Here is a 26410-nt window from a genome sequence, read left to right as displayed (position 1 = left end):
CAAAAGGCGGCAATACAATGAGCGAATTGGAGAAAATGCGCCGGGGCGAGCATTATTTTATCAACGATCCCGAACTGGTCGAAATACGGCACGCCGTCAGGGATAATGTCGATCGCTATAATGCCCTCGGGCATCGTGAAACGGCACGGCAGCAGCAGCTGCTGGCGGAAATCTTCGGCCAGATCGGCGATGATGTGCATATCGAGAAAAACCTGCGGGTCGATTACGGCATGAACACCCGGCTCGGGAGCCATGTGTTTATCAATTTTAATTTTGTCCTGCTCGACTGCGCGCCGGTAAACATCGGCAACCATGTGTTTATCGGCCCGGACGTGCAGCTCTACACCGCCCATCATCCGCTCGACCCCGGGGAACGCGGCCGGCATATCGGCTGGGCCGAACCGGTTACGCTAAGCGATAATGTCTGGATTGCCGGCGGCTGCATTATCCTGCCAGGCGTGACGATTGGTGAAAATACCACCATCGGCGCGGGCAGCGTGGTGACGCGCCCGATTCCCGCCAATGTCGTGGCCTGCGGTAATCCGTGCCGGGTATTACGCGCCCTGCCATGAAGACGCTATTTATTTTGCAGTAATTCGCGCATCCTGACCAACGCGAAAACAGCCGCCTGTTCAATAACGGCTTCGCAATCGCCGCTGAACCGTTTTACCTGCGCATGGACCTTGTTATCCGGCGTAACCCATCCGAACCAGATGGTGCCCGCGGGGGTGCCGTCAGGTCCGTCCTCGGGTCCGGCGTAGCCGCTGACCGACAGGGCGATATCTTCACCTGCGACCTGCAGCGCGCCCGCGGCCATCTCTTTCACGACCTGTTCGCTCACGGCGGTATAGGTTTCCAGGGCGTGCCATCCGACGCGCAATACTTCATGTTTGGCGCGATCCGTATAAGTGATGAAGCCGCGGGTGAAAAAATCACCGCTGCCGCCCACGGCGCACAGCGCCATGGCCACCAGGCCCGCCGTGCAGGATTCCGCGGTGGTCAATATGAGCCTATCCCGGCGTAATGTTTCGGCAAGAGCGCCGGCGGCGGCGTTGAGTTGTGAATTCATCAGTCGAGTTTCCATAAACCTGTGGTGTTGTTCTTTTATATTATAATATCGAGGCAACACGGAAAGTGCCGGTGTTCTGAATTATAGCATTGCGCTTTTTAGCTGGATTATAAAAAATTCATGGGCTGCTGATAGTTAACATCAGCAGCCCATGGGCTTAGGCTAACAGTGCGCCCTGCCGGCGGCATCATTATTTTTTGGTGCTGCTTTTCCCCTTGGCCTTATCGTCTTTTTTATCTTTGTCGTCACTTTTGGCTTTTGCCGGCGACTTCGCTTTTTCAGAAGGTTTGTCCTTGACGGGCGCTTTATCTTTGGAGGGGGCAAACGTTCTCTTACCTTCATGATATAGGGTCATTTTAACTCCAATGCATTAGGTGATGATTTGGTAAGAAATATACAAAGTGCCGATGACCGCAAAATAACAACAGACACTTTTATTGCACTAGCATTATTAGTTTAGACCGGGCACGGGTTAACACAACTTTATTTTATCCGTGGAACCGGGACGTCCGGATTGAACGAAATGATGTTATGTTTAATAATAGACCGGGGCCACCGGCGCGCCGGCATACCCCCTGTCACCGCTGCCCAGAGGATAATGCCATGCTGCCGACATTACAGTTTATCAGTGAGCTTCTCAAGCTGATCCACAGCCTGTTCAGCTAAGGACGGACGCGGCCCTTAGCTGAAGCGTTAACGCAAATGATCGTCGCCGCGCAGGGTTATCAGCGCCAATAGGCTGATTGCTGAAATTATAACGACATAATAAGCCGGTATATCAATGTTACCCGTTTGTTTTATCAATCCGGTAATGATGAGCCCCGCGCAGCCGGAAAATACCGCGTTGGAAAGCGAATAAGAAAGACCGAGACCGGTATAACGCACCCGGGTCGGGAACATTTCGGCCAGCATCGCCGGCCCGGGACCGGCCAGCAGCCCCACCACCGCGCCGGCGACCAGCACCGCAAGCGCCTTCATCGCCAGGGGGCTAGACGGATCCTGCAGCAGATGCAGCAGCGGAAACGTAAACAGGATGGTGGCCAATATCGCCGCCACCATCACCCGCTTGCGCCCAATCCGATCGCTCAGCATACCCGCCGGCAGAATGGTCAGGGCGAAACCCACGTTGCCAAGCACGGTGGCGACCAGCGCCTGTAAAAAACTGGCGTGCAGCGTCGTTTGCAAATACGCGGGCATGACCACCAGAAAGGTGTAGCCCGCGGCGGACCAGCCCATCATGCGGCCGATGCCGAGCATGATGGCCTTGACGACGGCCAGCGCCGGCGCCGAGGGCGCTGCCGGCGCGGCGTCGTGATGGATGGCGCGAAAGGTGGGCGTTTCCTCCAGGCGCAGGCGCAGGCCCAGCGCGACGACGCCCATCGGCAACGCCAGCAGGAACGGAATGCGCCAGCCCCAAACATGCAGCTGATCGGGAGTAAGGCAGGCGCCCAGCAGCGCCACCATGCCCACGCTCGCCAGCAATCCCAGGGCCACAGTGAATGATTGCCAGGCGCCGAACAGGCCGCGCCTGCCCGGCGGAGCAAACTCGGTCATCAGCGCCACCGCGCCGCCGAACTCACCGCCGGCGGAAATCCCCTGCACCATACGCAGTAGGGTCAGCAGCAGCGGCGCGGCCACGCCCAGGGTGGCGTAGGTCGGCATTACGCCGATAAGCGCGGTGGACAGCGTCATCATGATGATAACGGTAATCAGCGTCGGCTTACGGCCGAGGCGATCGCCGATACGGCCAAAAATTATCGCTCCCAGCGGGCGGCAGAAAAAAGCCAGGGCGAAGGCGGCGTAGGTCAGCACCAGGCTGGCCGCGGCGCTTTCGCCCTGCAGGGTAAAAAAATTGGCGGCGATGAGGGTGGCGAGAAAACCATAAACGCCGAATTCGTACCATTCAATAAAATTGCCCACTGAGCCGGCAATCAGCGCTTTGCGTTGCGCGGGCGTTACCGCAATGGCGGTGCGGGAGAAAGTCATACGGTCACGGTCGCTGTCGATAAATAGGAACATGCACTATAAATCATTTGCCCGCGCTGGCAACAATACCGGCGGCGCGCGGCGTCTTGCCCGATGCTAATCGCGTTTTTCAGCGCGATTGCGTCCCGCCTTTTTCGCCTGGTATAAGGCAATATCGGCGCGATCGATTAGGGCGTCCAGGTTTTCCATTGGCCGGTGTTCCGCCACGCCGCAACTGACCGTGGCGCTTATCACCGCCCGGTCGGTAACCACCTCCGACTGCCCGATATCGTGGGAAAGGGTATTCATGCGCCGCAGCGCCTCATCGCCATTGCATTCGGTAAGCAGCACCAAAAATTCATCGCCGCCCCAGCGGCAGACGAAATCCGTGCGGCGCAGGGACGTCCGGATTAAGCGGGCGATATGCTGGATGACCCGATCGCCCGCGCCGTGACCATAACGATCGTTGATTTGCTTAAAATAATCGATATCAATGATCGCCATGGCCAGCGGGGCGTTTTCTGCCGCCCTGGCCCCCCGCAAACGCTGGAAGCGATACTCAAACGCCTGACGGTTCATGATGCCGGTCAGTTTATCGGTGGTGGCCATGGTTTCCAGGCGGCGCTGGTAGCCGCCGATGGTCAACCATAAAAACAGGATAAACAGTACGCTGACGCCGGCCCCGATGCCGAGGTTCTTAAGCAGCGTCATAAACAGGACCCGCTCCAGGGGATGCTCGCTTTGCTCCACCATCAAATACCAGTCGAATTCCGGAATGAGGCGCGTATGGAGCAGCACCTGCCTGCCCTGGTAATCATATTGATAGCTGCCGCCCGGCACGGTCAGAATCGACGTCGCGAGCGGGCCCAGTCCCGGTTGCAAGCGGATTTGCAGCGGCCGTTTAAAGGTGGTGCCGTGCAATATGACCGCCCCGGTTTTATCAACGAAATAAATGGTGCGGTTATAGCGGCGTTCATATTTTTCAATCAGGTATTTGACTTTTTCGACGGAAAGGCCGATGCCGGTAATCCCGATAAAATTGCCCTGGTAATCCATAACCTTATGATTAACGAAGATATCCAGGTGAGTATGGTCCTCGGGATCGGGGCGCGCGTCGATAAAATACGGCTTGTCGCCGGCCGTGGCTTTTATCTGGAAATACCACCGATCCTTATCCTCCTGCTCGGAGACGGTTTCCAAAACCCGTTTGGGATCATAATAGCGCCGGGTTTTGTCGGAGACAAAAAAGGAAAAAATAGTGTCGAAACGCCGATCGATCTCGCTCAGATAGCGAATCATCGCCTTCGGATCCTGCTCGCCATCCACCAGCACCCAGTCGCGGACAAAGGTGTCATGGGCCATCAGGGAAGAAATAAATATCGGTTTTAACAGATCTTGCTGGATCTCGGAATAGACATTGTCGCTGGTCAGCGGTAGCGTGTTTTCTTCGATTTCGTCGTTGAGCGATTGCCTGGCCACCTCATAGCTGCTCCAGCTGATGATTAAAAAAGCAGTGAGCAACATCAGGGTAAATAAAATAATGGCCCGTGTTTTATTCAACCAATGCAGGTTGTTCATCAAGTTCACCTGGTACGTCATCTTCTTGCCATAAAGAGTGCGTTAATAGTGCGTCCCTGTCACGCGACAAATCCCGGTCGGGTTTCATCGGCAGGTGGAGGTTGCCACTGTTAAGGTTTATCCTGACGGCATCATAAATCACGCAGGAGCCGCAGATGTTTATCGTTGATTTAACGTATGAAGAGCCCATGGAAAAAGTTGAGGCGCTGCTGGAAGCGCACCTCGCCTGGTTGCGTAACTATTTCGCCACCGGCGATTTTGTGGCCTCCGGAAGGAAAGTGCCGCGCATCGGCGGCATCATCCTGACGCGGACCCTGCCGCGTCCCGATCTGGATGCGATCCTGGCGCAGGACCCCTTTAAGGAAGTGGCCAACTACAGCATAACCGAATTTGTCCCTTCCACCACCAGCGAACTGCTCAGCGCCCTGCGTACGCTCTGATAATGAGCAGGGCGTCACGCTCAACGCGTTGGCGCCCCCTCCTGCGGTCAATGGATTTCTGTGATATTGCTCAAAATTACACATTAATATTGCCTGTCTGCCGGACAAGGTATTTTTGAGATATTAATCACAGCGTTCTTGAAATGGTTGCCAGACTATTTTTCCTCGTGGCAATAAGACAAAGATACTGCGCGCAAAATGCGGCAAAAGCCAGGGATGCGGGGACCCATGCCGCCGCCGGGGCCATTGCATTATTACGACGGCCGGAGTAAAACTTTTATCCAATGCGCAACAATAACCCTACAATTTCTTAATGGAGTTGCAGCGATGGCAATAATACAGCAACAGATGTATATCGACGGCGAGTTTGTTTCCAACCGCAGCGATAAATGGATTGATGTCCTCAACCCCGCCACCGAGGAAGTCATATCCCAGATACCGGACGCCGATGCGGACGATGTGCGCAACGCCATCGACGCCGCCGCGCGGGCGCAGCATGATTGGGAAGACTTGCCGGCTCAGGAACGGGGCGTGTGGCTGCATAAAATTGCCCAGGGCATCCGCGCCAGGGAACAGGAGCTAACCGATATTATCGTGGCCGAAGGGGGCAAGACCCAGGGCCTGGCCAGGACCGAGGTCTTGTTTACCGCCGATTATCTCGACTATATGGCCGAATGGGCGCGGCGCTATGAGGGCGAGATCATACAAAGCGACCGGCGCAACGAGAATATTTTTGTGTTTAAAAAAGCCATCGGCGTGACCACCGGCATCCTCCCCTGGAACTTTCCCTTTTTCCTGGTGGCGCGCAAAGCGGCGCCCGCGCTTATCACCGGCAATACCATCGTCGTAAAACCCAGCCAGCTGACGCCGAACAACGCCATTGCCTTTGCCGGCATCGTGCACGAGGCCGGCTTGCCCCGCGGCGTGTTTAATCTGGTGACCGGCCGGGGTTCGGTGGTGGGCCAGGAGCTGGCGGCCAACGCAAAAGTCGGTATGGTAAGCCTGACCGGCAGCGTGGCGGCGGGAGAGCAGACCATGGCGGCGGCGGCGAAAAACATTACCAAGGTCTCGCTGGAGCTCGGCGGCAAGGCGCCGGCCATCGTCATGAACGATGCCGATCTGGATCTGGCGGTCAAGGCGATAGTCGCCTCCCGCGTCATCAATACCGGGCAGGTCTGCAACTGCGCCGAACGCGTGTATGTGCAGGAAGATATTCAGGATGACTTTATCGCCCGGCTCACCGCGGCGTTTAACCAGGTGACTTTTGGCGATCCTGCCCGGGAAGAAAACCTGGATATGGGGCCGTTGATTGACGCGGCCGCGCTGAAAAGCGTGCAGGACAAAGTGGATAACGCCGTGGCGCAAGGCGCCAGGGTGGTCACCGGCGGGCGGCGGGCGGGCGATAAGGGCTATTTTTTCCAGCCTACCCTACTGGTGGATGTAAAGCATGAGATGGATATCATGCATGAGGAAACCTTTGGCCCGGTGCTGCCGGTCACGACCTTCCGCACCCTTGACGAAGCGGTGCAAATGGCCAATGACTGCGAATTCGGCCTGACCTCCTCGATTTATACCACCAACCTCAATACCGCCATGGCGGCGATAAAAAAACTGAAGTTCGGCGAAACCTATATTAACCGGGAAAATTTCGAGGCCATGCAGGGCTTCCACGCGGGATGGCGCAAGTCGGGCATCGGCGGCGCCGACGGACGCCACGGGCTGGAAGAGTATTTGCAAACCCATGTGGTGTACCTGCAATACCAGGCCTGATGGCGGCCAGCGCCGCCGGCGGAGCGGGTTGCCGGGCGCCGGGCGCGGGTTCCAGCCGGCCTGGCGCCCGGCGGCGATTGGCCCGCCGCCGCGCCTGCGCTAGAATAACCCTCGTCCGCGGCATGCCCGCGCGGGGTCCTGCACCGCCGGACCGGAGATAAGCGACGAGGTAACCATGTCTGATAAACCGGTGCTATTTATGGCCTGCCCGCTATTTACGCAGGCCCATACCTTATTAAGCGCGCATTTCACCCTGCGCCATACCACGGAAAGCACGCTGGCAGGCACCCTGGCGTCGCTGTCCGCCATGACCGACGTGCAGGCGTTATTGGTTTCCCTGGCCATGCCGCTGGACAGCCAGGCCATCGAACAATTGCCGCGCTCCATCAAGGCTATCTGCACCTATTCGGTGGGGACCAACCATATCGATTTGGCGGCAGCCAAGGCGCGCGGCATCAAGGTGTTGTTTACGCCGGATGTGCTGAGCGAATCCTGCGCCGACACCGCCCTGCTGCTGATGTTGGGCGCGGGCCGCCGCGCGCTGGAAGGGCTGCGTCTGTTAAAAGGCGGTGATTGGCCGGGCTGGGCGCCGGACCAGCTGTTGGGCAAGGATGTCTGGAACCAGCGCCTGGGGATCTTCGGCATGGGCCGCATCGGCCAGGCCATTGCCCGGCGCGCGCGCGGTTTTGATATGGAAATTCATTACCATAACCGGCACCGGTTGCCGCCCGCGGCCGAACAACACGCCGTGTATCACGATTCCCTCGCCGACCTCGCCGCGCACAGTGATTACTTTTGCATAGCCTGTCCGCCCGCCCCGGAAACCCGGGGCGTGGTGGATGCCCCCTTGCTGGCGCAGCTGCCCAAGGGCGCGGTGGTGGTGAATATTTCGCGCGGCGACATTATCAACGATAACGCGCTGATCGCCGCGCTCAACGCGGGCCACGTGGCCGCCGCCGGGCTGGACGTTTTCGCCGGCGAGCCCGATATCCATCCCGCCTACCGGCAGATGGACAACGTATTCGGCCTGCCGCATCTGGGCAGCGCCACGCTTGCCACGCGCCTGCGCATGGCGTCGCTGCTGCGCGACGGACTGGTGGGTATTCTGGCGGGCAGGATGCCGGCCAATGCGGCCAACTGATCGCAGCCGTCGTTAACCACGGGCGGCGATCCGTCACCCCTGGGGTGTTGGCGCATCCAGCAACAGTTTTTTGTGCAATTCCGCGGCCAGCATCTCAATGCGCTCGCTCAGGTTTTTGGTCAGAGTGGTCAGCTCGGTATTTTGCTGCAGCAGCACCATGATTTGCGCCGAGGTTTGCGCCGCCCGCTCCTGGCGTTCGGCATTGGCGACGGCCAGCGCCTCGCGATGCTGGGCATCCGCGTCGGCATGCGCCTTGTCCCGCTCCGCCTGGCGCGTCTGGGCCAACAGGATCAGCGGCGCGGCATAGGCCGACTGCAGACTGAACGCCAGATTAAGCAGGATAAACGGATAGATATCGAATTTGGCGAAACCAAAGGTATTGATGCATACCCAGGCGATAACGATCAGCGTCTGCGCCCCTAAAAACATCGGCGTGCCGAAGAATCGGGCGAAACCTTCCGCCTTACGCGCAAACCAGCCGTTGCCGAACGGCGCGGACAAATGGGCGTGACGGCGGTGGAAACGCAGATGATCAATCTTTGCGGGCGCGGCGTCCGCGGCGTCGGGCGTGGCGGCTGAAGTCGGTTTTTCCATGGTTTTTCTCATCCGGGGCAATGATGTTTATCTTGCTGATAATACCGGTTATGCCAAAGGCCGAGCTCGGCCGTTGACGCATGCGCCCATTATAGTTGCCGGCGCGCGGAAACCGGCACATATAATATGTAACCGGGCGATCGCCCGGTTTCCCCATGACCTACCCTCACATCCGCAGGATCGGCGTGGTGTCGGCGTAAGCGCTGGGCACGATTCGGATACTCACGTGATCATGCAATTGCCGCTGGCAATAGCGATAGGCGGAATACGTCAGCGGCCAATACGGCTCATCCTGACGGCCTTCAATTTTCATGGCGGTTTGGTGCCGGAAATTCACATCGAAATTAACCATAATCTTATAATAATTGCTCCACTCCAGCCCCAGCTTGATGATACGTCTTAATAGCATCGTTTTTATCGCCCCCGCCAGATGAGGCCTGTTTTTATCGCCGCGCCTGCGCAAGGCTTTAAAACCCGCCACATCGCCCCGCCGTATAAATTTTCTCGCCAGCGCTCTGGTATCCCGCCATAACCCGTCATCAAAGCGCGGCCTGGAAGGGCTGTTTTTAAGCAATATGTTTTTTGCGCACTCGCAATTCCTCCCTAAGATCCGGCATTTTTCTATTTTCTCAAGCAACCGAGATTTTACGGATATAAAATCATAATTATCCCGTAAAAAGTCACGCCATGACATCAGCAACATTTTGGCGGTCGCGCCGTCGATACCCGTTAATACGGTAAAACGCCTCACCCTGCGGCGGCTAATGGCAACCCCCAGGCGTAGTTGCCTGATTTTACGATAATCCAGTTGCTCGGTAGTGATACCCAGCGCCTGGTTAAGCTGATCAAGGGTAAATTGAGTCACGCCGTCCCCGCTGTCAAGATTACGGACATTAGCAAAACCATAGACTAAAGCCACCCGTCTATTCATCGGGCGTTGATTTGTGATCACAGGGACGAATACGCTATTATCATTGGCGGCGAAAACGATATTATTTAATTTTTTATTGCAAGCGCCCTTATGATTTGCATTCATTCCAGTGATGTCATCAGTCGGAATTTTATTTAATAAGCACGCGATACTTGACGGTATAAAATTCACCATAAAACTCCTTCGTATTTAATAATATTTATCTATAACGATAACATAAATATCCATTACCCGGATTTACTAGCGCGGACGTGCCGGCGAGAAGAGTTACGATTGTATATTACTTATATTATCGGCGGGATATATTCATATACTGCAATAAAATTATTAAACAGAAGTCGTATTGTCGCGCTCTCTGGCGCACTGCGCGGCGTAGGACGTGAGGATGGCCTGGATCAGGGGGCCGAAGCGTTCCTGCAGATCGTCAAGCCGGGACGTATTGCGCACTTCCACCCCTTTGCGTTCACTGCGGATCAGGCCGGCTTCCCGTAATATCTTGAAGTGCTGGGACAAGGTGGATTTCGGCACGGCGCGATCGCTGAACGCAAGAAACGCCGAACAGGGCCGGGCGCACCCGGCCCGGGCGATCTCGGCGAAGATATGAACGCGCAGGGGATCGGACAGGGCATGCAAAATCCCCTCTACGGTAATGTCTTCAGGCGCGGGGTGCATTATCGGTCTCATAAAAAATTTATAGCAGATTGTTGACAAGGTGTCCAATAGTTCATACTTTACGAACTAAGATAGTTCATAAATTCCGAACTAACGTACTTCATCCTATCCACCCTCCGGAGTCTGCTTATGAGTCAGTTGCAAGGTAAAGTCGCCGTCGTCACCGGCGCATCCAAGGGCATTGGCGCCGCTATCGCCAAAAGCTTTGCCGCCGCCGGCGCGTCGGTTGTGGTTAATTATGCCGCCAGCCGCGAGGATGCGGATAAAGTGGTCGCCGGGATCGTCGCCGACGGCGGCAAGGCGATTGCCGTACAGGGCGACGTGGGCAACGCGGCGGATGTCGAGCGCGTGTTCAGCGCCGCCAGGGACGCCTACGGCGCGCTGGACGTGCTGGTAAACAACGCCGGGGTCTTCGCCTTCGGACCGCTTGAAGAGGTGACCGAGGCGGAGTTCCACCGCCAGTTTAATATCAATGTGCTCGGCACTATCCTGTCGACGCGGGAAGCGCTAAAGTATTTTAATCCCCAGGGCGGCAGTGTTATCAACATTACCTCGGCGATCAGCACCCACCCCACCCCCGGCTCGGCTATTTATGCCGCGACCAAAGGGGCGATTGATACCCTGACGGTCGGCCTGTCGCGGGAACTGGGCGCACGCGGCATCCGGGTCAATGCCATCGCGCCGGGCGGCGTGGCAACCGAAGGCGCCGCCCGGTTAGGCATAGTGGGCAGCGACTTTGAAAAAGAATTGATTGCGCAGACGCCGCTGGGCCGGTTCGGCCTGCCGGGGGATATTGCCGCCGTCGCGCTGTTCCTGGTGTCTGACGCCGCCGCCTGGCTGACCGGCGAACGCATCAGCGCCTCCGGCGGCTGGCGCTGACGGCCGGCGAGCACCTTACCGATAAGCCCGGCCCGGACGCCTGTCCGGCCGGGATACCCCTTTATCCGGCGGCGGCGGCGACGCCCCTGCCCCTCACACCCCGGGAGCGACTATGCCGGCCTATTTTGTTGCGGTACGTGAAGCGGTAAATGATCCAGAGCAAATGAAAATCTACGGCGAGAAGGCGGGGAAAAGCACCGCTATCCATCAGCCCGTTCCCCTGGCGCTGTACGGGCGTTTGCGCCATACCGACGGCGGCGCGGTGGAAGGCGCGGTGATCCTGGAATTTCCCACCTTCGAGGCGGCCGAAGCCTGGTATGATAGTCCCGAGTATCAGGAGGCGGTGGCGCACCGGTTTCGCGGCGCGACCTACCGGACGTTTATCATCCAGGGCGTGGAAGGCGAATAACGCGGCCGCGCCCGCGGAGAGAAACCATGAAAGTGATGATCTGGGGCGCCACCGGCATGGTGGGCCAGGGCGTACTGCGGGAATGCCTGCTGGCTGAAGACGTGACGGCGGTCGTCGCCGTGGGGCGCTCGGCGCCGCGCGTGGAACATCCCAAACTGCAAACCCTGATCCACACCGAGCTGCTGCAGTATGACGCGATTGCGCACCGGCTCGGCGGTATCGACGCCGCATTTTTTTGCCTGGGGGTCAGCTCGGTGGGCATGGACGAACAACGCTACGCGACCATTACCCATGATATGACCCTTGCCGCCGCGCAGGCGCTGGCGCGGATAAGCCCGGCGGCGACCTTTGTCTATCTCTCGGGCGCGGGGGCCGACAGTGCGGAAAAAAGCCGCACCATGTGGCAGCGGGTACGCGGCGGCACCGAAAACGCCCTGCAACGCCTGCCGCTGAAAGCGGTGTATATTGTTCGCCCCGGCATCATCCTGCCTAAACACGGCGCGCGGTCGAAAACGCCGCTGTACCGCGTGCTTTACCTGCTGCTGACGCCGGTGATGTCTTTGTTTAGGCCTTTGTTTCCCCGCCGTATCCTGACCACGCAAACCCTGGGCCTGGCCATGCTTAACCTTGCCCGGCGCGGTTTCTCCCGTCCGGTGCTGGAATCCGGGGATATATACGCTGTTTCCCGGTCGGTAAAAACAAAATAACATCCGGTCATAAAACGGTGTAATGGCTATAGCCGGTAATGTATGATGAATGCATTATGTCGCCTGGGCCATGATATGCTTGACGTCCTCATTAAAGCCTTCTCGTTCTTTTTTATTATCGTGGTCGGTTATCTGTTAAAGAAATACGGCGTGCTGCAGCGATCCGATAGCATCGCCTTATCGAAAATAATGATGAACCTCACGCTGCCCGCGGCGGTCATCACCGGCTTTGCCAGCTTTGAAGTGGACCCTTCCCTGCTGGTTCTGGTGCTGATTGGATTTCTCTGTAATATCCTGCTGCTGGCGGCGGGCTATCTTCTTGCCCGCAAACGCGACAATGACACCAAAGTATTTTATATGATCAATTCGCCCGGCTATAATATCGGGTGTTTTACCCTGCCTTATGTGCAAAGCTTCCTCGGTCCGGTGGGCATCGTCGCCACCTGCCTGTTTGACGCGGGTAATTCGGTTATCTGCACCGGCGGCAGTTATGTCGCCGCGTCCAATGTCATCGGTATTAATACCGGCCTGAAAAACACCTTCAAGCGCTTATTTTCCTCTATTCCGTTCGACGTCTATATGCTATTGCTGGTGGCGGCCCTGTGCGGCTACCATCTGCCAAGCCAGGTCACCATACTGACGTCTATCGTCGGCAACGCCAATCCTTTTATCGCCATGCTGATTATCGGCATGATGCTTGAAATCAATATTGACCGGTCGCAGCTGAAAAACGTCTCTAAGGTGCTGGCGCTGCGTTATGGCGCCGGCGCCCTCCTGGCCGCGCTGTTTTATTATGGCACCCCGCTGCCGCTTGAAATCCGCCAGGTGCTGGCGGTGGCGGTATTTGCCCCGATATCCGCGCTGTCGCCGATGTTTACCGCCCGGTGCAGTTCCCTGGGCTCGGTATCCAGTTTTACCGGTTCCCTGTCGATATTTATCAGCATTATCATCATCACCACCCTGCTGACGCTGATGCAGGGATAAACGCGGAGGAAGACATTATGCAGATAGAAGGCAGTATCGCACTGGTGACCGGCGCGAACCGCGGGCTTGGCAAGGCCTATGCCGAGGCGCTGCTCAACGCGGGCGCGGCCAAGGTTTACGCGGCGGCGCGCAATCCAGCCGCCATTACCGATCCGCGTCTCACACCGGTGAAGCTGGACGTGACCTCGCCGGCCGATGTTGCCGCGGCGGCGCTTGCGTGCGCGGATGTGACCCTCCTGGTCAACAACGCCGGCATCCTGCTGCAAAGCCCGATACTGGCCGCGGGTGCCGGCGACGCCATGCGCCGGGAAATGGACGTGAATGTCTTCGGGCTGCTGGCGATGATGACCGCCTTTGCGCCGGTGCTGGCGAAAAACGGCGGCGGCGCCCTGGTCAATATGCTGTCCGTGGTGAGCTGGTTCACCTCGCCGTTTAACGCCACCTACGGCGCGTCGAAACATGCGGCGCTGTCGATCACGGATGCGGCGCGCATCCAGCTGCGGGCGCAGGGAACGCGCGTTATCGGCGTCTACGCCGGGTTTATCGATACCGATATGACCGCGGGCATCGACGCCGCCAAGGTATCGCCCGCGCAGGTGGCGGAACAAACCCTGGAGGGCATCCGTCACGATCGGGAGCATGTGCTGGCCGATAAGCGCGCCCGGGACGTGTGGGATAGCCTCAGGCGTGATCCCGCGGCGATGGAGGCACAAATGCAGCAGCTGTGGGATCAGCGTTCATCATAATGGGCGCGCGGTATGCGCCGCCGCGCCGGCGGAGGGGATCTCGTGATATAAGGAGCGCGCCGCGTTGCCGGCAGCCGGCCGGCCGTTTAATACATGGCGCGGCGCCCCGTGCTGCATGACCCGGGTAAGGCTGGCGTCATCAAGGCCGTCGCCTTCCACCAGCAGGTACTGCAAGCTGCGAAAAGCATCCGGATACCTGCGCGCCACCTGGTTAAACAGGGCGGCGGGAATAAACAGGATACTGATGGCGAACTGCGCCAGCGCCGCCGTTAAGCGGGAAGCATCGCGCACGATATCCTGCGGCAGCACCACCGCCGCCGCGCCGTTAAGCAACGCCCCCCAGACCTCGAGCTGATAGGCACAACCGGTGGCAGCGGCGATGCAGCCTACCCGATCGTCGGGATTAACCCGCACGTGCCGGCGATTGATGACCTGGCCGACAAGGCCGTGCGCGTCCAGCTCACGGCTGGCGGGCCGCCCGGTTTGCGCCGTCACCAGCAGGTGGGTGCGCTGCGGCAGGGACGTGGGCTGCGGCATAAAATCGCTATCGTTACCGTCGCCCACCGCGATATCCTCAAGAATGATCAAACGGGTGTCCAGCGCCCGCTCCCGGCAAGGCGCATCGGTCAGGGTAAAAAGCACCCGCCACTGGCGCAGCATGGCGGCCAGCCGTTCGTCCGGCAGCGACACGTCCAGCGGCACCACGCTGCCGCCGGCCAGGATAACGGCCGCCTGGGCGGTGATATGCTCGATACCCGGCGCCAATAATACCCCCACCGGCGTTTCATGTCCTACCCCCAGCCGGCGCAGATGCGCGGCCAGGGAGCGCGCATCGCGGGCCAGTTCGCCATAGCTCAGGATGCGATCCAGCGTAATAATCGCCGGTTTGCTTTTGTTCAGCACGGTCTGGCGCAAAAAGCGCTCGCTTAACACACCGTCCGGCGCCGGGGCGCCGGCAAGGCGCTGCGGGTAAAAACGAACGGCGGAATGAACCGGTAACTGAACCATGGGGGCACCTGAGCGCGGGGAGTCGTGTTAACATTATGGGCCAAATACTGTTGCAGTTTTATTAATTAAAGTAAAAATTATAGTTCTGTGAGTATTATCTCACTTAACGGCAGGAAAAATAGTTACTTATTGATTATATACGATTTTCTTATTTCTTAATCGACAATAATGCTCAGAACAATTCATCATTTATTAATGCACTTTCAGCAATATATTACCCCTGTCATTTGCTGTAACCTTTAATAAAAGCGCATGCCCCAGGGCTGACCGCCGGATTTGCCCATACCTTCAACCCAGCCGGATAATTCTCCGGCCATTGACCTATTCTGGAGTCGCGGTAACATGACACTCACCTATAAAACCATCGCCCTTGCCGGCATGATGGCCATCCCCCTATTGTTAAGCGCATGCGATAATGCGGATAAAAACCCCGGCCATATCAAGGTAGGCATCAGCGCGGGCATCGACCAGCCGCTGTGGGACGCGGTAAAAAAAGTGGCGAAGGATAAGTACAACCTGGACGTGGAGGTGGTGACATTCACCGATTATGTGCTGCCGAACGAAGCGTTGAACACCAAGGATATCGACGCCAATGCCTTCCAGCACGGCCCTTACCTGGATCAGCAAATCAAGGAGCGCGGCTATAAGCTGGCGGCGGTCGGCAAAACGTTTGTCTACCCCATCGCCGGCTATTCGCGCAAAATCCATGCCATCGGCCAGTTGCCGGACGGCGCGCAAATCGCCATCCCCAACGATCCGACCAATTTGGGACGATCGCTGCTGCTGCTGCAGACAAACGGGCTGATCACACTCAGGGAAGGCACCGGACTGCTGCCGACCTCGCTTGATATTACCGCCAACCCGAAGCACCTGAAAATTGTCGAAATCGAGGCGGCGCAGCTGCCGCGCACGCTTGACGACGGCAAGGTCGACGCGGCCATCATCAATACCAACTATTCCACGCAAATCGGCCTGTCCCCGCATAAGGACGGCCTGTTCATTGAAGATAAGGATTCTCCCTACGTCAACCTGATCGTGGCCCGGGAAGACAATAAGGATAGCGATAAGATAAAAAACCTGGTGAAAGCGTATCAAACCGATGAAGTGGCCGCGGCGGCGGATAAAATCTATCACGGCGACGCGGTAAAGGGCTGGTAACGCCACAGGGCCGGTTTGCCGGCCCTGTACAGGGATTATTAATTATTAACCGGGATTACCGCGCCTTTATATTTTTCGCGGATCCAATCCTGAATGGCCTTGGAATGCAGTACCTTGACCAGGGCTTTTATATCCGGCTTATTTTCATCGCCGCGATGGACGGTGATAATATTGGCATAGGGGTTATTTTCGCCGCTTTCCACCGCGATGGGATCTTTAACCGGGTTAAGCCCGGCGTCGATGGCGTAGTTGGCGTTGATGACCACCGCGTCGCCCTCGTTATTGTTATACATCTGCGGCAGCAGGGATCCTTCGATATTCGGCAGAAACTGAAGATGTTTCGGATTGTCGGTGATATCGGTAATGCGCGCGTCCACCTTGCTGACGCCGGGTTTCAGTTTAATCACGCCCTCGCGTTCAAAAATCGACAGGATGCGGCCTTCTTCCGCCACCGAATCGCGCATGATCACCTTGCCGTTTTGCGGCAGCGCCTTCAGGCTTTTATATTTCTTCGAGTAAATGCCGATGGGCTCGATATGGATGGCCCCCGCGCTGACGAAATCATAGGTCTTGTCGCCGGCGTGATCCTTGAGCACGCTGTTCAGGTACGGCACATGCTGGAAGTAGTTGGCGTCGATATCGCCGCTCGCCAGCGCGGTGTTGGGCAGGATGTAGTCCTGGAAGGGTTTGATTTCAAGGTCGATGCCCTGTTTGGCCAGGATGGGTTTGGCCTGCTCAAGGATCTCGGCGTGCGGCACGTTGGAAGCGCCGACGGTGAGGGTATCCGCCCGGGCCTGAGCCGACAGGCTAAGGACGGTCAGGGTGGCGGCGGCTATAAGTGTCAGGCTTTTTTTCATAATGTGGTATCCCGGTCTGTTTAACGTTTATCAAGCAGTGAGGTAATGACGTCGCCAAGCAGCTGGATAACAAACACGATGATAAGAATCATCACGGTCGCCACCAGCGTGACATCGTTATGGTTGCGTTGGAATCCTTCCAGATAGGCCAGGTTGCCCAGCCCGCCGGCGCCGATCACCCCGGCCATGGCGCTGTAGCTGACCAGCGCTATCAGGGTGACGGTGATGCCCGACACCAGGGCGGGCGAGGACTCCGGCAATAACACGCGAAAGATCAGGGTGGCGGGGCGCGCGCCCATGGCGCGGGACGCCTCGATCACGCCTTTATCCACTTCGCGCAGTCCGATCTCCACCAGGCGGGCGTAAAACGGCGCGGCGCCGACGATCAGGGCCGGCAGCGCCGCGTTGGCGCCCAGGATGGTGCCGATCAGGATTTTGGTAAACGGGATCAGCAGCACGATTAATATAATGAAGGGAATGGAACGGAACACATTCACCAGCACCGAGATCGCGCCATACACAATGCGATGGGCAAACAGGCCGCCGCGGGCGGTGAGGAACAGCGCCAGCCCAAGGGCGATGCCCAGGGCAAAGGTCGCCAGGCCGGCCAATGCGGTCATATAGAGCGTATCCGCGGTTGCCGCCCAAAGCTGGTCAATGCGCAGATGGGGAAACAGGGACTCAAGCATGTTTTACCACCTCGGTGGCGATGCCGTGGCGGGCCAAATCGGCCAGGATAGCGGCCAGCAGCGCCTCATCGGCCGCCACATGCAGCCACAGCTCGCCGAACACGCCGCTGGCGGTATGCGTCATCTTGCCGTGCAGGATATTCAACGGCAGCTGATAACGCAGCGTCAGCTCCGCCACCACCGGCTGATGGGTGCTCAGACCGACAAAGGTCAGCTTCAGGATGGCGCCGGGCAGGTTTTGCACCAGCAGCGGGTTAAAGGCCTGTTCAATCTCCTGATACTGGCTGACCTGCCTGACAAATTGCCGGGTGATCTCCTGCCGGGGATGGGTAAACACTTCCAGCACCTCCCCTTCCTCCACCACGCGCCCCGCCTCCATCACCGCCACCCGCCCGCAGATTTTGCGCACGACATGCATCTCGTGGGTAATCAATACGATGGTGAGATTAAGCTTGCGGTTAATGTCGAGCAGCAAATCCAAAATGCTGTCGGTGGTCTGCGGATCCAGCGCCGAAGTGGCCTCGTCGCACAGCAGCACCTCGGGGTTGTTGGCCAGCGCCCGGGCGATGCCCACCCGTTGTTTTTGCCCGCCGCTGAGCTGCGAGGGATAGGCGTTTTCCCGGCCCTCTAGCCCCACCAGCGCCACCAGTTCCGCCACCCGCGCGGTGATGGCGGCTTTGGACGCGCCGGCTATCTGCATGGAAAAGGCGATATTGTCCCTGACCGTGCGCGACCACAGCAGGTTAAAATGCTGGAAAATCATGCTGATTTTCAGCCGCGCCTGGCGCAGCTGTTCACCGCCGGCGCGGGCGATATCCTGGCCGGCCACCCATACCTCGCCGTCGCTGGGTTTTTCCAGCCCGTTCAGCAGGCGCACCAGCGTGCTTTTGCCCGCGCCGCTGTAGCCGACAATACCGTAAATCTGGCCGCGCCCTACGCGCAGACTGACATTATCCACCGCCACGATCGGCGTTTTATCACCGTCGAATATCTTGCTCACGTTCGTCAGCACGATCATAACCCGTCGATCCTTATTACCCCTGCCGGGACTGCGTTAAGCTGATGATTAATTTCACTGATTATTTTTTAATCATTATTTGAGATGCTAATAATGTTCGGGATAGTAGGGGAAGCTTCGTCGCGGCAGAAGAAACAATAAAATATGAGATATATTTTATTCTTCTATCTATTTGGCGAACGCCGGTTTATAACGCGTTTATTAAAGGCCAGGGATCGCTTAGCTGTATTTATTATAAAGTTAGCCAGGATTGTTATTTGGTTATGCTTTTTCCGGCAATGGATATTTGAATATATCTGTTCTGCTGGCGCGGTATTTACCCGATATTGGCTCCCATGTTTCGCCTGAGGGTTCGTCATGCAGAAAAAAAACCGTTCCAACAACAAGCATCCTGGTTTTAATGGCTTCAAACATTTCCGCGTCACGGGCCTGACGCTGGCGCTGCTCAGCCTCGCCGCCGCGGCGGCCGCAGAGACAACCAGCGCCGCCACCCCGGTACAGGGCGGCACGCTGATTTATCTGGAGCAGCAGGCGCACACCAATCTTTACCCGCCGGCCGGCGGTTTTTATCCCAACGGCGGCATTTTGAACCAGATTACCGATAAGCTGACCTATCAAAATCCGCAAACGCTGGCCATTGAGCCCTGGATCGCCGAATCCTGGACCACCAACGACGATAAAACGCAGTACACCTTTAAAATCCGCCCCGGCGTCACCTTCTCGGACGGCACGCCTCTTGACGCCAACGCGGTGGCGAAAAACTTCGATACCTTTGGCCTGGGCAATAAAGAACATCACTTGCCGGTGTCGGAAGTTATCAACAACTACGATCACAGCGAAGTGATTGACCCGCTGACGGTGAAATTCATCTTTAAAAAATCATCGCCCGGTTTCCTGCAGGGCACCGCCACCATCGGATCGGGGCTGGTATCGCTCGGCACGCTGGCGCAAAACTTCGATGCCCTGGGCGACGCCCGCCATATCATCGGCTCCGGGCCGTTTGTGGTCAGCGGGGAAACCCTGGGCCGCGAGGTGGATCTGGCTGCGCGGCCGGATTACCGCTGGGGACCGAAAAATCTGGCGCAGCAGGGGCGGGCCAATCTTGACGGCATCAAATACCTGATAACGCCGGAAGACAGCGTGCGTATCGGCGCGCTGTTGGCCGGCCAGGCGGATTTTATCCGCCAGGTCCAGGCCTACGACGAGAAACAGGTCGCCGAACAGCAGTTTAACCTGTACGCCGCGCCGACGCGCGGCGTCAACGACGGCATTTCCTTCCGGCCGGATAACCCTCTGGTGGCCGATGTGCGGGTCCGCCAGGCTCTCCTGCGCGCCACCAACAGCAAACAGATCGTCGAAACCCTGTTTTCGCCGCACTATCCCCAGGCGACGTCGGTGATTGCCGCCACGGCGGCCGGCTACGTTAACCTGGCGGACCAACTGGCTTTTGACCCTCAGCAGGCGAAAAAACTGCTTGATGAGGCCGGCTGGGCGCCGGGCGCGGACGGCGTGCGCCAGAAAGACGGCCGGCCGCTGGCGCTGACCATCTATGAATCGCCGCCGCAGCCGCAAAATAAAGAAGTCCTGCAACTGGTGGCGCAGCAGTGGAAACAGGTGGGAGCGCGGTTGAATATCCTGGCCGGCGATGCCGGCAGCAAGGCGGCGGACAGTCTGGACCCGCTGAAAACCCCGGTCAACGTGGTGGAAGTCGGCCGCGCCGATCCGGATGTGATTAAAAGCGAGTTTTACCCCACCAATCGTGACGCGCTGCTGCAAAAAGGCGGTCTGAGCAGCAAGGTGAACACCTTTAGCGACGATAAGCTTAACGCGCTGCTGGTGGCCATCTCAGCGGAAGTCGACGGGCAAAAACGGCTGCGTCTGGCGGGCGATGCCCAACGTTATCTGCTCGAACAGGCCTATGTTATCCCGATTTTTGAAGAGCCGCAGGTCTTTGCCGGCGCGCCCTATCTGAAAGGCGTCAGCTTCGAGGCGGTGGGACGGCCGTCGTTTTACGGCGCCTGGCTGGAAAAACACTAAACCGCGCCGGCGGCCCTAACGCCCAGGAGGCCAGAATGAACCGTTATTTTTCCGCACGTATCGGACAGGCGCTGCTGGTGCTTTGGGCGGCCTTCACCGTTTCTTTTATCTTATTGCAGGTGCTGCCGGGGGATGCCGTCCTGATAAAATTCCAGGATCCGGATATGGGCCTGAGCGCGGCGCAAATCGCGGATATGCGCGCCGCGTACGGCGCCGATGTGTCCTTATGGCAACAGTATCTGCACGCGGCGGGCAATGTGCTGCGCGGCGATCTGGGGTACTCGGTGCAGGCCGGCGTGCCGGTAACGCAACTGCTGGCCGCCAATCTGCCCCCCACGCTGCGCCTGGCGACCGCCGGTTTCCTGGTGGCGGCGACCCTGGCGCTCGGCATAGCGTTTCTGTCGAGCCTGACGACGTTCCCCTGGCTGCGATCGCTGTTGCACGCCCTGCCCTCGCTGTTTATCTCCGTGCCCACTTTTTGGCTGGGCATCGCCCTGATCCAGCTGTTTTCCTTCCGGCTCAGGCTTATCCCGGTCGTCAATCCCGGCGAGTGGCAGGGGCTGATCCTGCCGGTTATCACCCTGGCTCTGCCGATTGCCGCCCCGCTGGCGCAGATCCTTTCCCGCAACATCGACGAGGTGCAAACACTGCCCTTCGTGGCGGTGGCGCGGGCCAAGGGCGGCAGCCGCGGCGGCGTGCTGTGGCGCCATGTGGCGCGCAACGCCGCCCTGCCGGCCCTGACCATGGCCGGCCTATTGCTGGGCGAACTGATTGCCGGCGCCCTGATAACCGAAACGGTGTTCGGCCGCGGCGGCCTGGGCCAGCTTACCCTGCAGGCGGTCAATAACCAGGATGTGGCGGTGTTGCAGGCGCTGGTGCTGATTTCCAGCGCGGCCTTTGTCGCCATTAACCTGGCGGTGGATTTAGTCTATCCGCTGCTCGATCCCCGCGTGAACACCAAGACGGAGGCCGCGCCATGAGCAGCTTGCCCTTAAATACCCCCGCGCCGGCCCCCGCCGCGCCGCCGCCATCGGCCGGCGCCGGCGCCACGGCGCGCCGTGGCCGGCGGCCTTTGCCCGTAGTGCGCCCCGGCCTGCTGTTGTCCTGGCTGGTGATTGCCGTCGTGCTCTGCTGGGCGATAGCGCCGGGGCTGTTTACCTCCTATAGCGGTACCGAAGGCATAACCGGCGCCCAGCGGCTGGCGCCGGGCGCCGATCATTGGCTCGGCACCGACCAGTTGGGACGCGATCTCTATGCCCGCATCGTCTACGGCGCGGCGTTTTCGCTGTCGGGCGCCCTGGTGGCGGTGAGCGTGGGACTGGTACTGGGCACGCTGCTTGGCGTCGTGGCCGGCGCCACCGGCGGCATCGCCGAAAGCCTGATCATGCGTTTTATCGATGTCCTGCTGTCGATACCGGGGCTGCTGTTATCGTTGAGTATTATTATTCTGCTGGGTTTCGGCACCGTGCATGCCGCGATCGCCGTGGGCGTCACCTCGGTGGCGAACTTTACCCGGCTCGCCCGCTCGGAGGTGGTGCGGGTGCGCCACAGCGATTACGTCGAGGCGGCCTACGGCAGCGGCGGCACCTTTGGCGCCGTCCTGTGGCGGCATATCCTGCCCAATTCCCTGACCTCGGTTATCGCGTTTTCCGCCCTGCAGTTCGGCAGCGCCATCCTGGCTATTTCCACGCTGAGCTTCCTGGGGTACGGAACGCCGCCGCCGACGCCGGAATGGGGCCTGCTGATTGCCGAAGGACGTAACTATATTTCCACCGCCTGGTGGCTGACCACTTTCCCCGGCGTGGTGGTGGTGCTGGTGGTGCTGTCCGCCAACCGTATCAGTCAGTCTTTTGCCAGGAGCCGCTGATGAGCCTGCTGCACGCTTTACCCGGATTGGGCGGCAAGCCCGCCGCCGCGCGCGATAGCGCAGAGCCGGCGCTGGAGCTGGATGAGGTCTGCATCGCCTACGAGGCGGGGGGGCAACGTCGGCGCGTGGTGCATGACGTTTCGTTTCGCATCCGCGCCGGCGAAGTGGTGGCCCTGGTAGGCGAGTCCGGCTCGGGCAAAACCACCATCGCCCAGGCGATTATCGGCCTGCTGGCGGACAACGGCCGGCTGGAACAAGGCGGCATCCGCCTTAACGGCGTTGACATCGCCCGCTGGCCGCAGCGTCGCCTCGACGCCCTGCGCGGGGCGCGCATCAGCCTGATCCCGCAGGACCCGACCAGTTCCCTTAATCCGGTCAAGACCATCGGCAGCCAGGTGGCGGAAATCCTCGCCATCCACGGCCGTATGCCACGCAAGGCGCGCGATGCCCGGGTCATCGCGCTGTTAACCCGCGTCGGGCTGGCGCATCCCGAGCTGCGCGTTCATCAGTATCCTCACGAACTGTCCGGCGGCATGAAACAACGGGTGTTGATCGCCATCGCCATAGCGCTGCGCCCGGCGCTGATTATCGCCGACGAACCCACCAGCGCCCTGGACGTCACGGTGCAAAAACGTATCCTGGACCTGATCGATGAGCTCAGGCGCGAATTCGGCACCGCGGTGCTGCTGGTGACCCACGATCTGGCGGTGGCGGCCGAGCGCGCCGATCGCCTGCTGGTGTTCCGCCATGGGCGGATACAAGAGCAGGGGCCGGCCGCGGAGGTGCTGCGCGCGCCCAAAAACGACTATACCCGCCAGCTGTTTAACGATGCCCCGGCGCTGTCGGCGCGCGCCCGTCCCCCCCTGCCCCGGCAGGACGCCGCGCCGATGGCGATCGTGGTCGAGAATATCGGCAAAACCTTTGCGCTGGGCGGCAAGAACGCGGCGCCCCTGCGCGCGGTGGACCAGGTGTCGTTTACCGTGGCGCAGGGCACCACCCACGCGCTGGTGGGTGAATCGGGTTCGGGCAAGACCACGCTGGCGCGTATCCTGCTGGGTTTCCAGCGGCCGGACGCCGGGCGGGCGTTTGTCGACGGCACCGAGATTACCGGACTGCGGGGAGAGCCCCTGCGCCGGTTACGCCAGAAAATCCAGCTGGTCTACCAGAACCCCTTCGGTTCCCTTGATCCGTCGCAGCGTCTGTTTAACGTTATAGAAGAACCGCTGCGCAATTTCGACCCGCTGAGCACAAGCGAACGCCGCCGGCGGGTGGAGGAGATGGCCGAACGCGTCGCCCTGCCGCCGGCGCTGCTGGATCGTAAAGCGCGCGAACTGTCCGGCGGCCAGCGCCAGCGCGTGGCCATTGCCCGCGCGCTGATCCTGCGGCCGCGCATCCTGGTCCTCGACGAGGCCACCTCGGCGCTGGATGTGACGGTACAGGCGCAGATCCTGGCGCTGCTGCAGGAATTACAGCAGCAGTTGGGCCTGACGTATTTATTCATCTCCCACGATCTCGCCATCGTGCGCCAGATTTCCCATAGCGTTTCCGTGCTGTACAAAGGCCGCCAGGTGGATGCCGGCGCCGTTGGGCGCATCTTCAGCCAGCCCGGCGACGCGTACACCCGGGAATTGATCAATGCCATACCCGGCCGGCGACCTGATCATGACGTCGTACGGCTGCAACCAGGGGATACCTTATGAGCAATAGCACTATCAGCGGTAAACGATTAGGTTTTTTTACCCGGCTGCTGGATGAGGTTAATCCACGGCAACGGTATCGTCTGGCGACCGAGCAGATTGCGCATGCCGAAACCCTTGGTTTCGACACCGCCTGGGTGGCCCAACATCACTTTCATGAAGCCGAGGGCGGCCTGCCCGCGCCGCTGGTATTTCTGGCGCACGTGGCGGCGTTAACGCGCCGTATCCGCCTGGGCACCGGCGTCATCACCCTGCCGATGGAGCTGGCGCTGCGGGTGGCGGAAGATACCGCGGTGCTGGATCTCCTGGCGGACGGACGCCTGGAGATCGGCCTGGGCTCCGGCGGCACGCCGTCTTCTTTTCCGCCGTTCGGCCTGCAAAGCAGCGAGCGCGGCGCCGCTTTCGGCGCCAACCTGGCCATCCTGCTGGCGGCCTGGCGCGGGGAGGAGATCGGTGCCGGCGGCAACCGGCTGTATCCGGCCGCCCCGCACCTGGCGGGAAGGGTATGGCAGGCGACGTTTTCAGTTGACGGCGGCGCCCGCGCCGGCGCCGCCGGCGACGGCCTGATGCTCTCGCGCACCCAGCCCCGTCCCGAACATACGCCCGACATGCCGCTGGATGCCATCCAGAATCCCATTATCGACGCTTATCTGGACGCCTTGCCCGACGGCGTCGCGCCGCGCATCCTTGGTTCCCGCACCGCGTTTGCCGCCGACGACGGCGACCTGGCGCGCCGGTTGGCGGAAAAAGGGCTGCGCCGCCAGGCGGAAAACGCCCGCGCCGCCGGACAGTCCCCGCGGGGCGATCGCCTGGATGATCTTATCGCCGCCTTTGACGTCCATCTCGGCACCCCCGATCGGGTATTGGCGACGCTGCGGCAGGATACCGCCCTGGCGCGGGTGACCGATTTGGCTTTCCAGGTCCACTCCATCGACCCGCCCCATGCTGACATTTTGCGCTCGCTGGAGCTTATCGCCCAGGAGGTGGCGCCCGGACTGGGCTGGACACCCTCGGCGCAGCGCAGCGCCGAGGCGCCGGATTACCGCACCCCCACATGTTCTTCACAGGAGAGGCTATGACCGATACCCTGGCAAACGAGGATATACTCGACCACCTGGCGGAGATTGCGCCGGATTCCCCCCTGGCGGCGGCGCGTATTACCCGCGACGCGGCGACCCGTCATATTCAGGGCAGTTACCAGGCGCTGTTCACCGCCGGCGACGGCATTGATTTTTCCCTGCCGGAGCGGCTGGAGGTCGCGCGGCAGGTCGCGTTATGGCATGGCGACAGCCGCCTGGCCGACTTTTATGCGCTCCGGCAGGCCGCGCCGGCCGCCGGCAGCGCCAGGCTTGAGGCGGCGCTGGTCCATGCCCAGTTGCTCAGCCATCGTCCCGCCGCCGCCGCCGCGGAACATCTGGCGGATTTGCGGCGGGCGGGGTGGTCCCTTGACGCCATCGTGACCTTGTCGCAGCTGGTCGCGTTTGTCAGTTTCCAAAGCCGTCTGCTGCGCGGCTACCGGCTGATAAACCAGCGGCCGGTGGATACGCCGTCGGATCAGGCGGCGCCGGCGGGACGCTGGCGTACCGGGGGCACCACCCGCGGCGGGCGTACCGCTCCCCTGGCGTTTACCCAGCGGGAGCTGGGCTGGGAGCCCTGGCTCGCCGCCAAAAAATTAACCGAATTCACCCCCCAGCAGCAAAGTGTGCTGGTGAACAACGGCCATGCCGACTCCGACTATTTCCGGCTGCTGGGGCGCAACCTGCCGGTGCTTGAACAGCGAACGCTGACCGACAAAGGCATTTTTTATACTTCCGGCGGCCTGGCGCGTAAAGAGCGGGAGCTGGCCGCGGCGGTGGCCAGCAAAGTCAACGGCTGCATCTATTGCGCCTCGGTACACGCCCGCAAGGCCGGGCAGCTGTCCAAGCAGCCGGACGACATACAGCGGCTGCTGGACACCCCGCCGGGTTCGGTGCTCAGCAGCGGCCAGTCGCCGCGCTGGCAGGCAATAATTGATTTCGCCGCCGCCCTGTCCGCCACCCCGGCCGTGGCGGGGGAGCAACAGCTGGCGCGGCTGCGCGAATTGGGATTAAGCGATTTGGCGCTGCTGGATCTGGTGCAGGCCACCGCGTTTTTCGCCTGGGCCAACCGGCTGATGCTGACGCTGGGGGAACCCTTCGACGAATAACCGCGGTAA

General features: G+C 59.7%; 27 protein-coding genes. 16 read left to right on the top strand and 11 right to left on the bottom strand.

Annotated features, from left to right (window positions below; genetic code table 11):
• Positions 1-17 precede the first annotated feature (17 nt).
• Entirely contained in the window at positions 18-572 is a 555-nt protein-coding gene (locus ACL2XF_RS00935) for a sugar O-acetyltransferase (RefSeq protein WP_413727816.1), read from the top strand.
• A 5-nt stretch (positions 573-577) separates the two neighbouring features.
• Here the strand turns inward: ACL2XF_RS00935 and ACL2XF_RS00930 are convergent, their stop codons facing one another.
• The 4 genes from ACL2XF_RS00930 to ACL2XF_RS00915 all read right to left on the bottom strand — a co-directional run bounded on the left by ACL2XF_RS00930 (position 578) and on the right by ACL2XF_RS00915 (position 4612).
• The gene (locus ACL2XF_RS00930; protein ID WP_410013918.1) at positions 578-1069 is read right to left on the bottom strand and encodes a CinA family protein; all 492 of its coding nucleotides are present in this window, start codon (positions 1067-1069) and stop codon (positions 578-580) included.
• A 190-nt stretch (positions 1070-1259) separates the two neighbouring features.
• The gene (locus ACL2XF_RS00925) at positions 1260-1424 is read right to left on the bottom strand and encodes a hypothetical protein (protein WP_410013917.1); all 165 of its coding nucleotides are present in this window, start codon (positions 1422-1424) and stop codon (positions 1260-1262) included.
• A 338-nt stretch (positions 1425-1762) separates the two neighbouring features.
• Complete coding sequence (locus ACL2XF_RS00920) at positions 1763-3055, bottom strand: MFS transporter (RefSeq protein ID WP_410016744.1); 1293 nt, start codon at positions 3053-3055, stop codon at positions 1763-1765.
• A gap of 96 nt (positions 3056-3151) precedes the next feature.
• A complete protein-coding gene (locus ACL2XF_RS00915; protein WP_410013916.1) occupies positions 3152-4612 on the bottom strand; it encodes a diguanylate cyclase in 1461 nt (486 codons plus the stop codon).
• Positions 4613-4767: 155 nt separating this feature from the next.
• Here ACL2XF_RS00915 and ACL2XF_RS00910 point away from each other — a divergent pair, with 155 nt between their 5' ends.
• From ACL2XF_RS00910 to ACL2XF_RS00900, 3 genes are all read left to right on the top strand, one after another.
• Positions 4768-5052 carry a YciI family protein gene (locus ACL2XF_RS00910; protein WP_410013915.1) on the top strand — a complete coding sequence of 95 codons (285 nt, stop codon included), beginning with the start codon at positions 4768-4770 and terminating at the stop codon, positions 5050-5052.
• 327 nt (positions 5053-5379) lie between these two features.
• Positions 5380-6822 carry an aldehyde dehydrogenase gene (gene aldA, locus ACL2XF_RS00905; protein ID WP_410013914.1) on the top strand — a complete coding sequence of 481 codons (1443 nt, stop codon included), beginning with the start codon at positions 5380-5382 and terminating at the stop codon, positions 6820-6822.
• A 175-nt stretch (positions 6823-6997) separates the two neighbouring features.
• Positions 6998-7963, top strand: coding sequence for a 2-hydroxyacid dehydrogenase (locus ACL2XF_RS00900; protein ID WP_410013913.1), 966 nt, complete (start codon positions 6998-7000; stop codon positions 7961-7963).
• 33 nt (positions 7964-7996) lie between these two features.
• On the opposite strand, the gene ACL2XF_RS00895 is transcribed toward ACL2XF_RS00900, so the two are convergent.
• The 3 genes from ACL2XF_RS00895 to ACL2XF_RS00885 form a co-directional block, all read right to left on the bottom strand.
• Positions 7997-8557 carry a DUF1003 domain-containing protein gene (locus ACL2XF_RS00895; protein ID WP_410013912.1) on the bottom strand — a complete coding sequence of 187 codons (561 nt, stop codon included), beginning with the start codon at positions 8555-8557 and terminating at the stop codon, positions 7997-7999.
• A gap of 166 nt (positions 8558-8723) precedes the next feature.
• A complete protein-coding gene (locus ACL2XF_RS00890; protein ID WP_410013911.1) occupies positions 8724-9476 on the bottom strand; it encodes a hypothetical protein in 753 nt (250 codons plus the stop codon).
• A gap of 339 nt (positions 9477-9815) precedes the next feature.
• The gene (locus ACL2XF_RS00885) at positions 9816-10172 is read right to left on the bottom strand and encodes an ArsR/SmtB family transcription factor (protein ID WP_413727815.1); all 357 of its coding nucleotides are present in this window, start codon (positions 10170-10172) and stop codon (positions 9816-9818) included.
• Positions 10173-10289: 117 nt separating this feature from the next.
• Between ACL2XF_RS00885 and ACL2XF_RS00880 the strand changes: the two genes are divergently transcribed.
• The 5 genes from ACL2XF_RS00880 (at position 10290) to ACL2XF_RS00860 (ending at position 13885) form a co-directional block, all read left to right on the top strand.
• Entirely contained in the window at positions 10290-11039 is a 750-nt protein-coding gene (locus ACL2XF_RS00880; RefSeq protein WP_410013909.1) for an SDR family NAD(P)-dependent oxidoreductase, read from the top strand.
• Between the two features lie 112 nt (positions 11040-11151).
• Positions 11152-11448: a DUF1330 domain-containing protein gene (locus tag ACL2XF_RS00875; RefSeq protein ID WP_410013908.1), complete on the top strand. Its 297-nt coding sequence runs from the start codon at positions 11152-11154 to the stop codon at positions 11446-11448.
• A 26-nt stretch (positions 11449-11474) separates the two neighbouring features.
• Entirely contained in the window at positions 11475-12155 is a 681-nt protein-coding gene (locus ACL2XF_RS00870; protein WP_413721237.1) for an NAD(P)H-binding protein, read from the top strand.
• A 42-nt stretch (positions 12156-12197) separates the two neighbouring features.
• A complete protein-coding gene (locus tag ACL2XF_RS00865) occupies positions 12198-13139 on the top strand; it encodes an AEC family transporter (protein WP_413721238.1) in 942 nt (313 codons plus the stop codon).
• A 17-nt stretch (positions 13140-13156) separates the two neighbouring features.
• On the top strand, positions 13157-13885 hold the full coding sequence (locus ACL2XF_RS00860) for an SDR family oxidoreductase (protein ID WP_413721239.1): 729 nt from the start codon (positions 13157-13159) through the stop codon (positions 13883-13885).
• Here the strand turns inward: ACL2XF_RS00860 and ACL2XF_RS00855 are convergent.
• Positions 13880-14893 (bottom strand): AMP-binding protein, encoded by a 1014-nt coding sequence (locus tag ACL2XF_RS00855; RefSeq protein ID WP_413721240.1) that lies wholly within the window; start codon positions 14891-14893, stop codon positions 13880-13882. The two genes, ACL2XF_RS00860 and ACL2XF_RS00855, sit on opposite strands and share 6 nt — an antisense overlap.
• Positions 14894-15235: 342 nt before the next feature.
• Here ACL2XF_RS00855 and metQ point away from each other — a divergent pair, with 342 nt between their 5' ends.
• Entirely contained in the window at positions 15236-16051 is an 816-nt protein-coding gene (gene metQ, locus ACL2XF_RS00850; protein ID WP_413721241.1) for a methionine ABC transporter substrate-binding lipoprotein MetQ, read from the top strand.
• A gap of 38 nt (positions 16052-16089) precedes the next feature.
• On the opposite strand, the gene ACL2XF_RS00845 is transcribed toward metQ, so the two are convergent.
• The 3 genes from ACL2XF_RS00845 to ACL2XF_RS00835 are packed head-to-tail and all read right to left on the bottom strand — an operon-like array spanning position 16090 to position 18615.
• Positions 16090-16908: a MetQ/NlpA family ABC transporter substrate-binding protein gene (locus tag ACL2XF_RS00845; protein WP_410013902.1), complete on the bottom strand. Its 819-nt coding sequence runs from the start codon at positions 16906-16908 to the stop codon at positions 16090-16092.
• A 20-nt stretch (positions 16909-16928) separates the two neighbouring features.
• The gene (locus ACL2XF_RS00840) at positions 16929-17597 is read right to left on the bottom strand and encodes a methionine ABC transporter permease (protein ID WP_413721242.1); all 669 of its coding nucleotides are present in this window, start codon (positions 17595-17597) and stop codon (positions 16929-16931) included.
• Positions 17590-18615, bottom strand: coding sequence for a methionine ABC transporter ATP-binding protein (locus ACL2XF_RS00835; RefSeq protein ID WP_413721243.1), 1026 nt, complete (start codon positions 18613-18615; stop codon positions 17590-17592). Before ACL2XF_RS00835 ends, ACL2XF_RS00840 begins: the two co-directional genes overlap by 8 nt.
• Positions 18616-18972: 357 nt before the next feature.
• On the opposite strand from ACL2XF_RS00835, the gene ACL2XF_RS00830 reads away from it, so the two are divergent.
• The 6 genes from ACL2XF_RS00830 to ACL2XF_RS00805 are packed head-to-tail and all read left to right on the top strand — an operon-like array spanning position 18973 to position 26401.
• Complete coding sequence (locus ACL2XF_RS00830; RefSeq protein WP_413721244.1) at positions 18973-20652, top strand: TIGR04028 family ABC transporter substrate-binding protein; 1680 nt, start codon at positions 18973-18975, stop codon at positions 20650-20652.
• 35 nt (positions 20653-20687) lie between these two features.
• Entirely contained in the window at positions 20688-21632 is a 945-nt protein-coding gene (locus tag ACL2XF_RS00825) for an ABC transporter permease (protein ID WP_410013898.1), read from the top strand.
• The gene (locus ACL2XF_RS00820) at positions 21629-22519 is read left to right on the top strand and encodes an ABC transporter permease (RefSeq protein ID WP_413727814.1); all 891 of its coding nucleotides are present in this window, start codon (positions 21629-21631) and stop codon (positions 22517-22519) included. The genes ACL2XF_RS00825 and ACL2XF_RS00820 overlap by 4 nt, the downstream gene beginning before the upstream one ends.
• The gene (locus ACL2XF_RS00815) at positions 22519-24219 is read left to right on the top strand and encodes a dipeptide ABC transporter ATP-binding protein (RefSeq protein WP_410013896.1); all 1701 of its coding nucleotides are present in this window, start codon (positions 22519-22521) and stop codon (positions 24217-24219) included. The genes ACL2XF_RS00820 and ACL2XF_RS00815 overlap by 1 nt, the downstream gene beginning before the upstream one ends.
• Positions 24220-24230: 11 nt before the next feature.
• Positions 24231-25295: a putative FMN-dependent luciferase-like monooxygenase gene (locus ACL2XF_RS00810; protein ID WP_410016743.1), complete on the top strand. Its 1065-nt coding sequence runs from the start codon at positions 24231-24233 to the stop codon at positions 25293-25295.
• Positions 25292-26401 carry an alkylhydroperoxidase domain protein gene (locus tag ACL2XF_RS00805; RefSeq protein ID WP_410013895.1) on the top strand — a complete coding sequence of 370 codons (1110 nt, stop codon included), beginning with the start codon at positions 25292-25294 and terminating at the stop codon, positions 26399-26401. Before ACL2XF_RS00810 ends, ACL2XF_RS00805 begins: the two co-directional genes overlap by 4 nt.
• The last annotated feature ends 9 nt before the right edge of the window (positions 26402-26410 follow it).

It is taken from the genome of Sodalis sp. RH19 (genome assembly GCF_047324215.1).
Classification (GTDB): domain Bacteria; phylum Pseudomonadota; class Gammaproteobacteria; order Enterobacterales; family Enterobacteriaceae; genus Acerihabitans.
Note: the sequence above shows the minus strand (reverse complement) of the source record. Positions and strands in the feature narration are given on the sequence as shown.

Excerpts from the sequence above, each read along its gene's own strand:
- ACL2XF_RS00840 (WP_413721242.1), bottom strand. The coding sequence starts at position 17,597 with ATGCTTGAGTCCCTGTTTCCCCATCTGCGCATTGACCAGCTTTGGGCG.
- ACL2XF_RS00885 (WP_413727815.1), bottom strand. The coding sequence starts at position 10,172 with ATGAGACCGATAATGCACCCCGCGCCTGAAGACATTACCGTAGAGGGG.
- ACL2XF_RS00935 (WP_413727816.1), top strand. The coding sequence starts at position 18 with ATGAGCGAATTGGAGAAAATGCGCCGGGGCGAGCATTATTTTATCAAC.
- ACL2XF_RS00900 (WP_410013913.1), top strand. The coding sequence starts at position 6,998 with ATGTCTGATAAACCGGTGCTATTTATGGCCTGCCCGCTATTTACGCAG.
- ACL2XF_RS00830 (WP_413721244.1), top strand. The coding sequence starts at position 18,973 with ATGCAGAAAAAAAACCGTTCCAACAACAAGCATCCTGGTTTTAATGGC.
- ACL2XF_RS00875 (WP_410013908.1), top strand. The coding sequence starts at position 11,152 with ATGCCGGCCTATTTTGTTGCGGTACGTGAAGCGGTAAATGATCCAGAG.
- ACL2XF_RS00805 (WP_410013895.1), top strand. The coding sequence starts at position 25,292 with ATGACCGATACCCTGGCAAACGAGGATATACTCGACCACCTGGCGGAG.
- metQ (WP_413721241.1), top strand. The coding sequence starts at position 15,236 with ATGACACTCACCTATAAAACCATCGCCCTTGCCGGCATGATGGCCATC.
- ACL2XF_RS00865 (WP_413721238.1), top strand. The coding sequence starts at position 12,198 with ATGATGAATGCATTATGTCGCCTGGGCCATGATATGCTTGACGTCCTC.
- ACL2XF_RS00910 (WP_410013915.1), top strand. The coding sequence starts at position 4,768 with ATGTTTATCGTTGATTTAACGTATGAAGAGCCCATGGAAAAAGTTGAG.
- ACL2XF_RS00920 (WP_410016744.1), bottom strand. The coding sequence starts at position 3,055 with ATGACTTTCTCCCGCACCGCCATTGCGGTAACGCCCGCGCAACGCAAA.
- ACL2XF_RS00815 (WP_410013896.1), top strand. The coding sequence starts at position 22,519 with ATGAGCCTGCTGCACGCTTTACCCGGATTGGGCGGCAAGCCCGCCGCC.
- ACL2XF_RS00845 (WP_410013902.1), bottom strand. The coding sequence starts at position 16,908 with ATGAAAAAAAGCCTGACACTTATAGCCGCCGCCACCCTGACCGTCCTT.
- ACL2XF_RS00880 (WP_410013909.1), top strand. The coding sequence starts at position 10,290 with ATGAGTCAGTTGCAAGGTAAAGTCGCCGTCGTCACCGGCGCATCCAAG.
- ACL2XF_RS00860 (WP_413721239.1), top strand. The coding sequence starts at position 13,157 with ATGCAGATAGAAGGCAGTATCGCACTGGTGACCGGCGCGAACCGCGGG.
- ACL2XF_RS00855 (WP_413721240.1), bottom strand. The coding sequence starts at position 14,893 with ATGGTTCAGTTACCGGTTCATTCCGCCGTTCGTTTTTACCCGCAGCGC.
- ACL2XF_RS00870 (WP_413721237.1), top strand. The coding sequence starts at position 11,475 with ATGAAAGTGATGATCTGGGGCGCCACCGGCATGGTGGGCCAGGGCGTA.
- ACL2XF_RS00835 (WP_413721243.1), bottom strand. The coding sequence starts at position 18,615 with ATGATCGTGCTGACGAACGTGAGCAAGATATTCGACGGTGATAAAACG.
- aldA (WP_410013914.1), top strand. The coding sequence starts at position 5,380 with ATGGCAATAATACAGCAACAGATGTATATCGACGGCGAGTTTGTTTCC.
- ACL2XF_RS00825 (WP_410013898.1), top strand. The coding sequence starts at position 20,688 with ATGAACCGTTATTTTTCCGCACGTATCGGACAGGCGCTGCTGGTGCTT.
- ACL2XF_RS00915 (WP_410013916.1), bottom strand. The coding sequence starts at position 4,612 with ATGAACAACCTGCATTGGTTGAATAAAACACGGGCCATTATTTTATTT.
- ACL2XF_RS00925 (WP_410013917.1), bottom strand. The coding sequence starts at position 1,424 with ATGACCCTATATCATGAAGGTAAGAGAACGTTTGCCCCCTCCAAAGAT.
- ACL2XF_RS00895 (WP_410013912.1), bottom strand. The coding sequence starts at position 8,557 with ATGGAAAAACCGACTTCAGCCGCCACGCCCGACGCCGCGGACGCCGCG.
- ACL2XF_RS00930 (WP_410013918.1), bottom strand. The coding sequence starts at position 1,069 with ATGAATTCACAACTCAACGCCGCCGCCGGCGCTCTTGCCGAAACATTA.
- ACL2XF_RS00820 (WP_413727814.1), top strand. The coding sequence starts at position 21,629 with ATGAGCAGCTTGCCCTTAAATACCCCCGCGCCGGCCCCCGCCGCGCCG.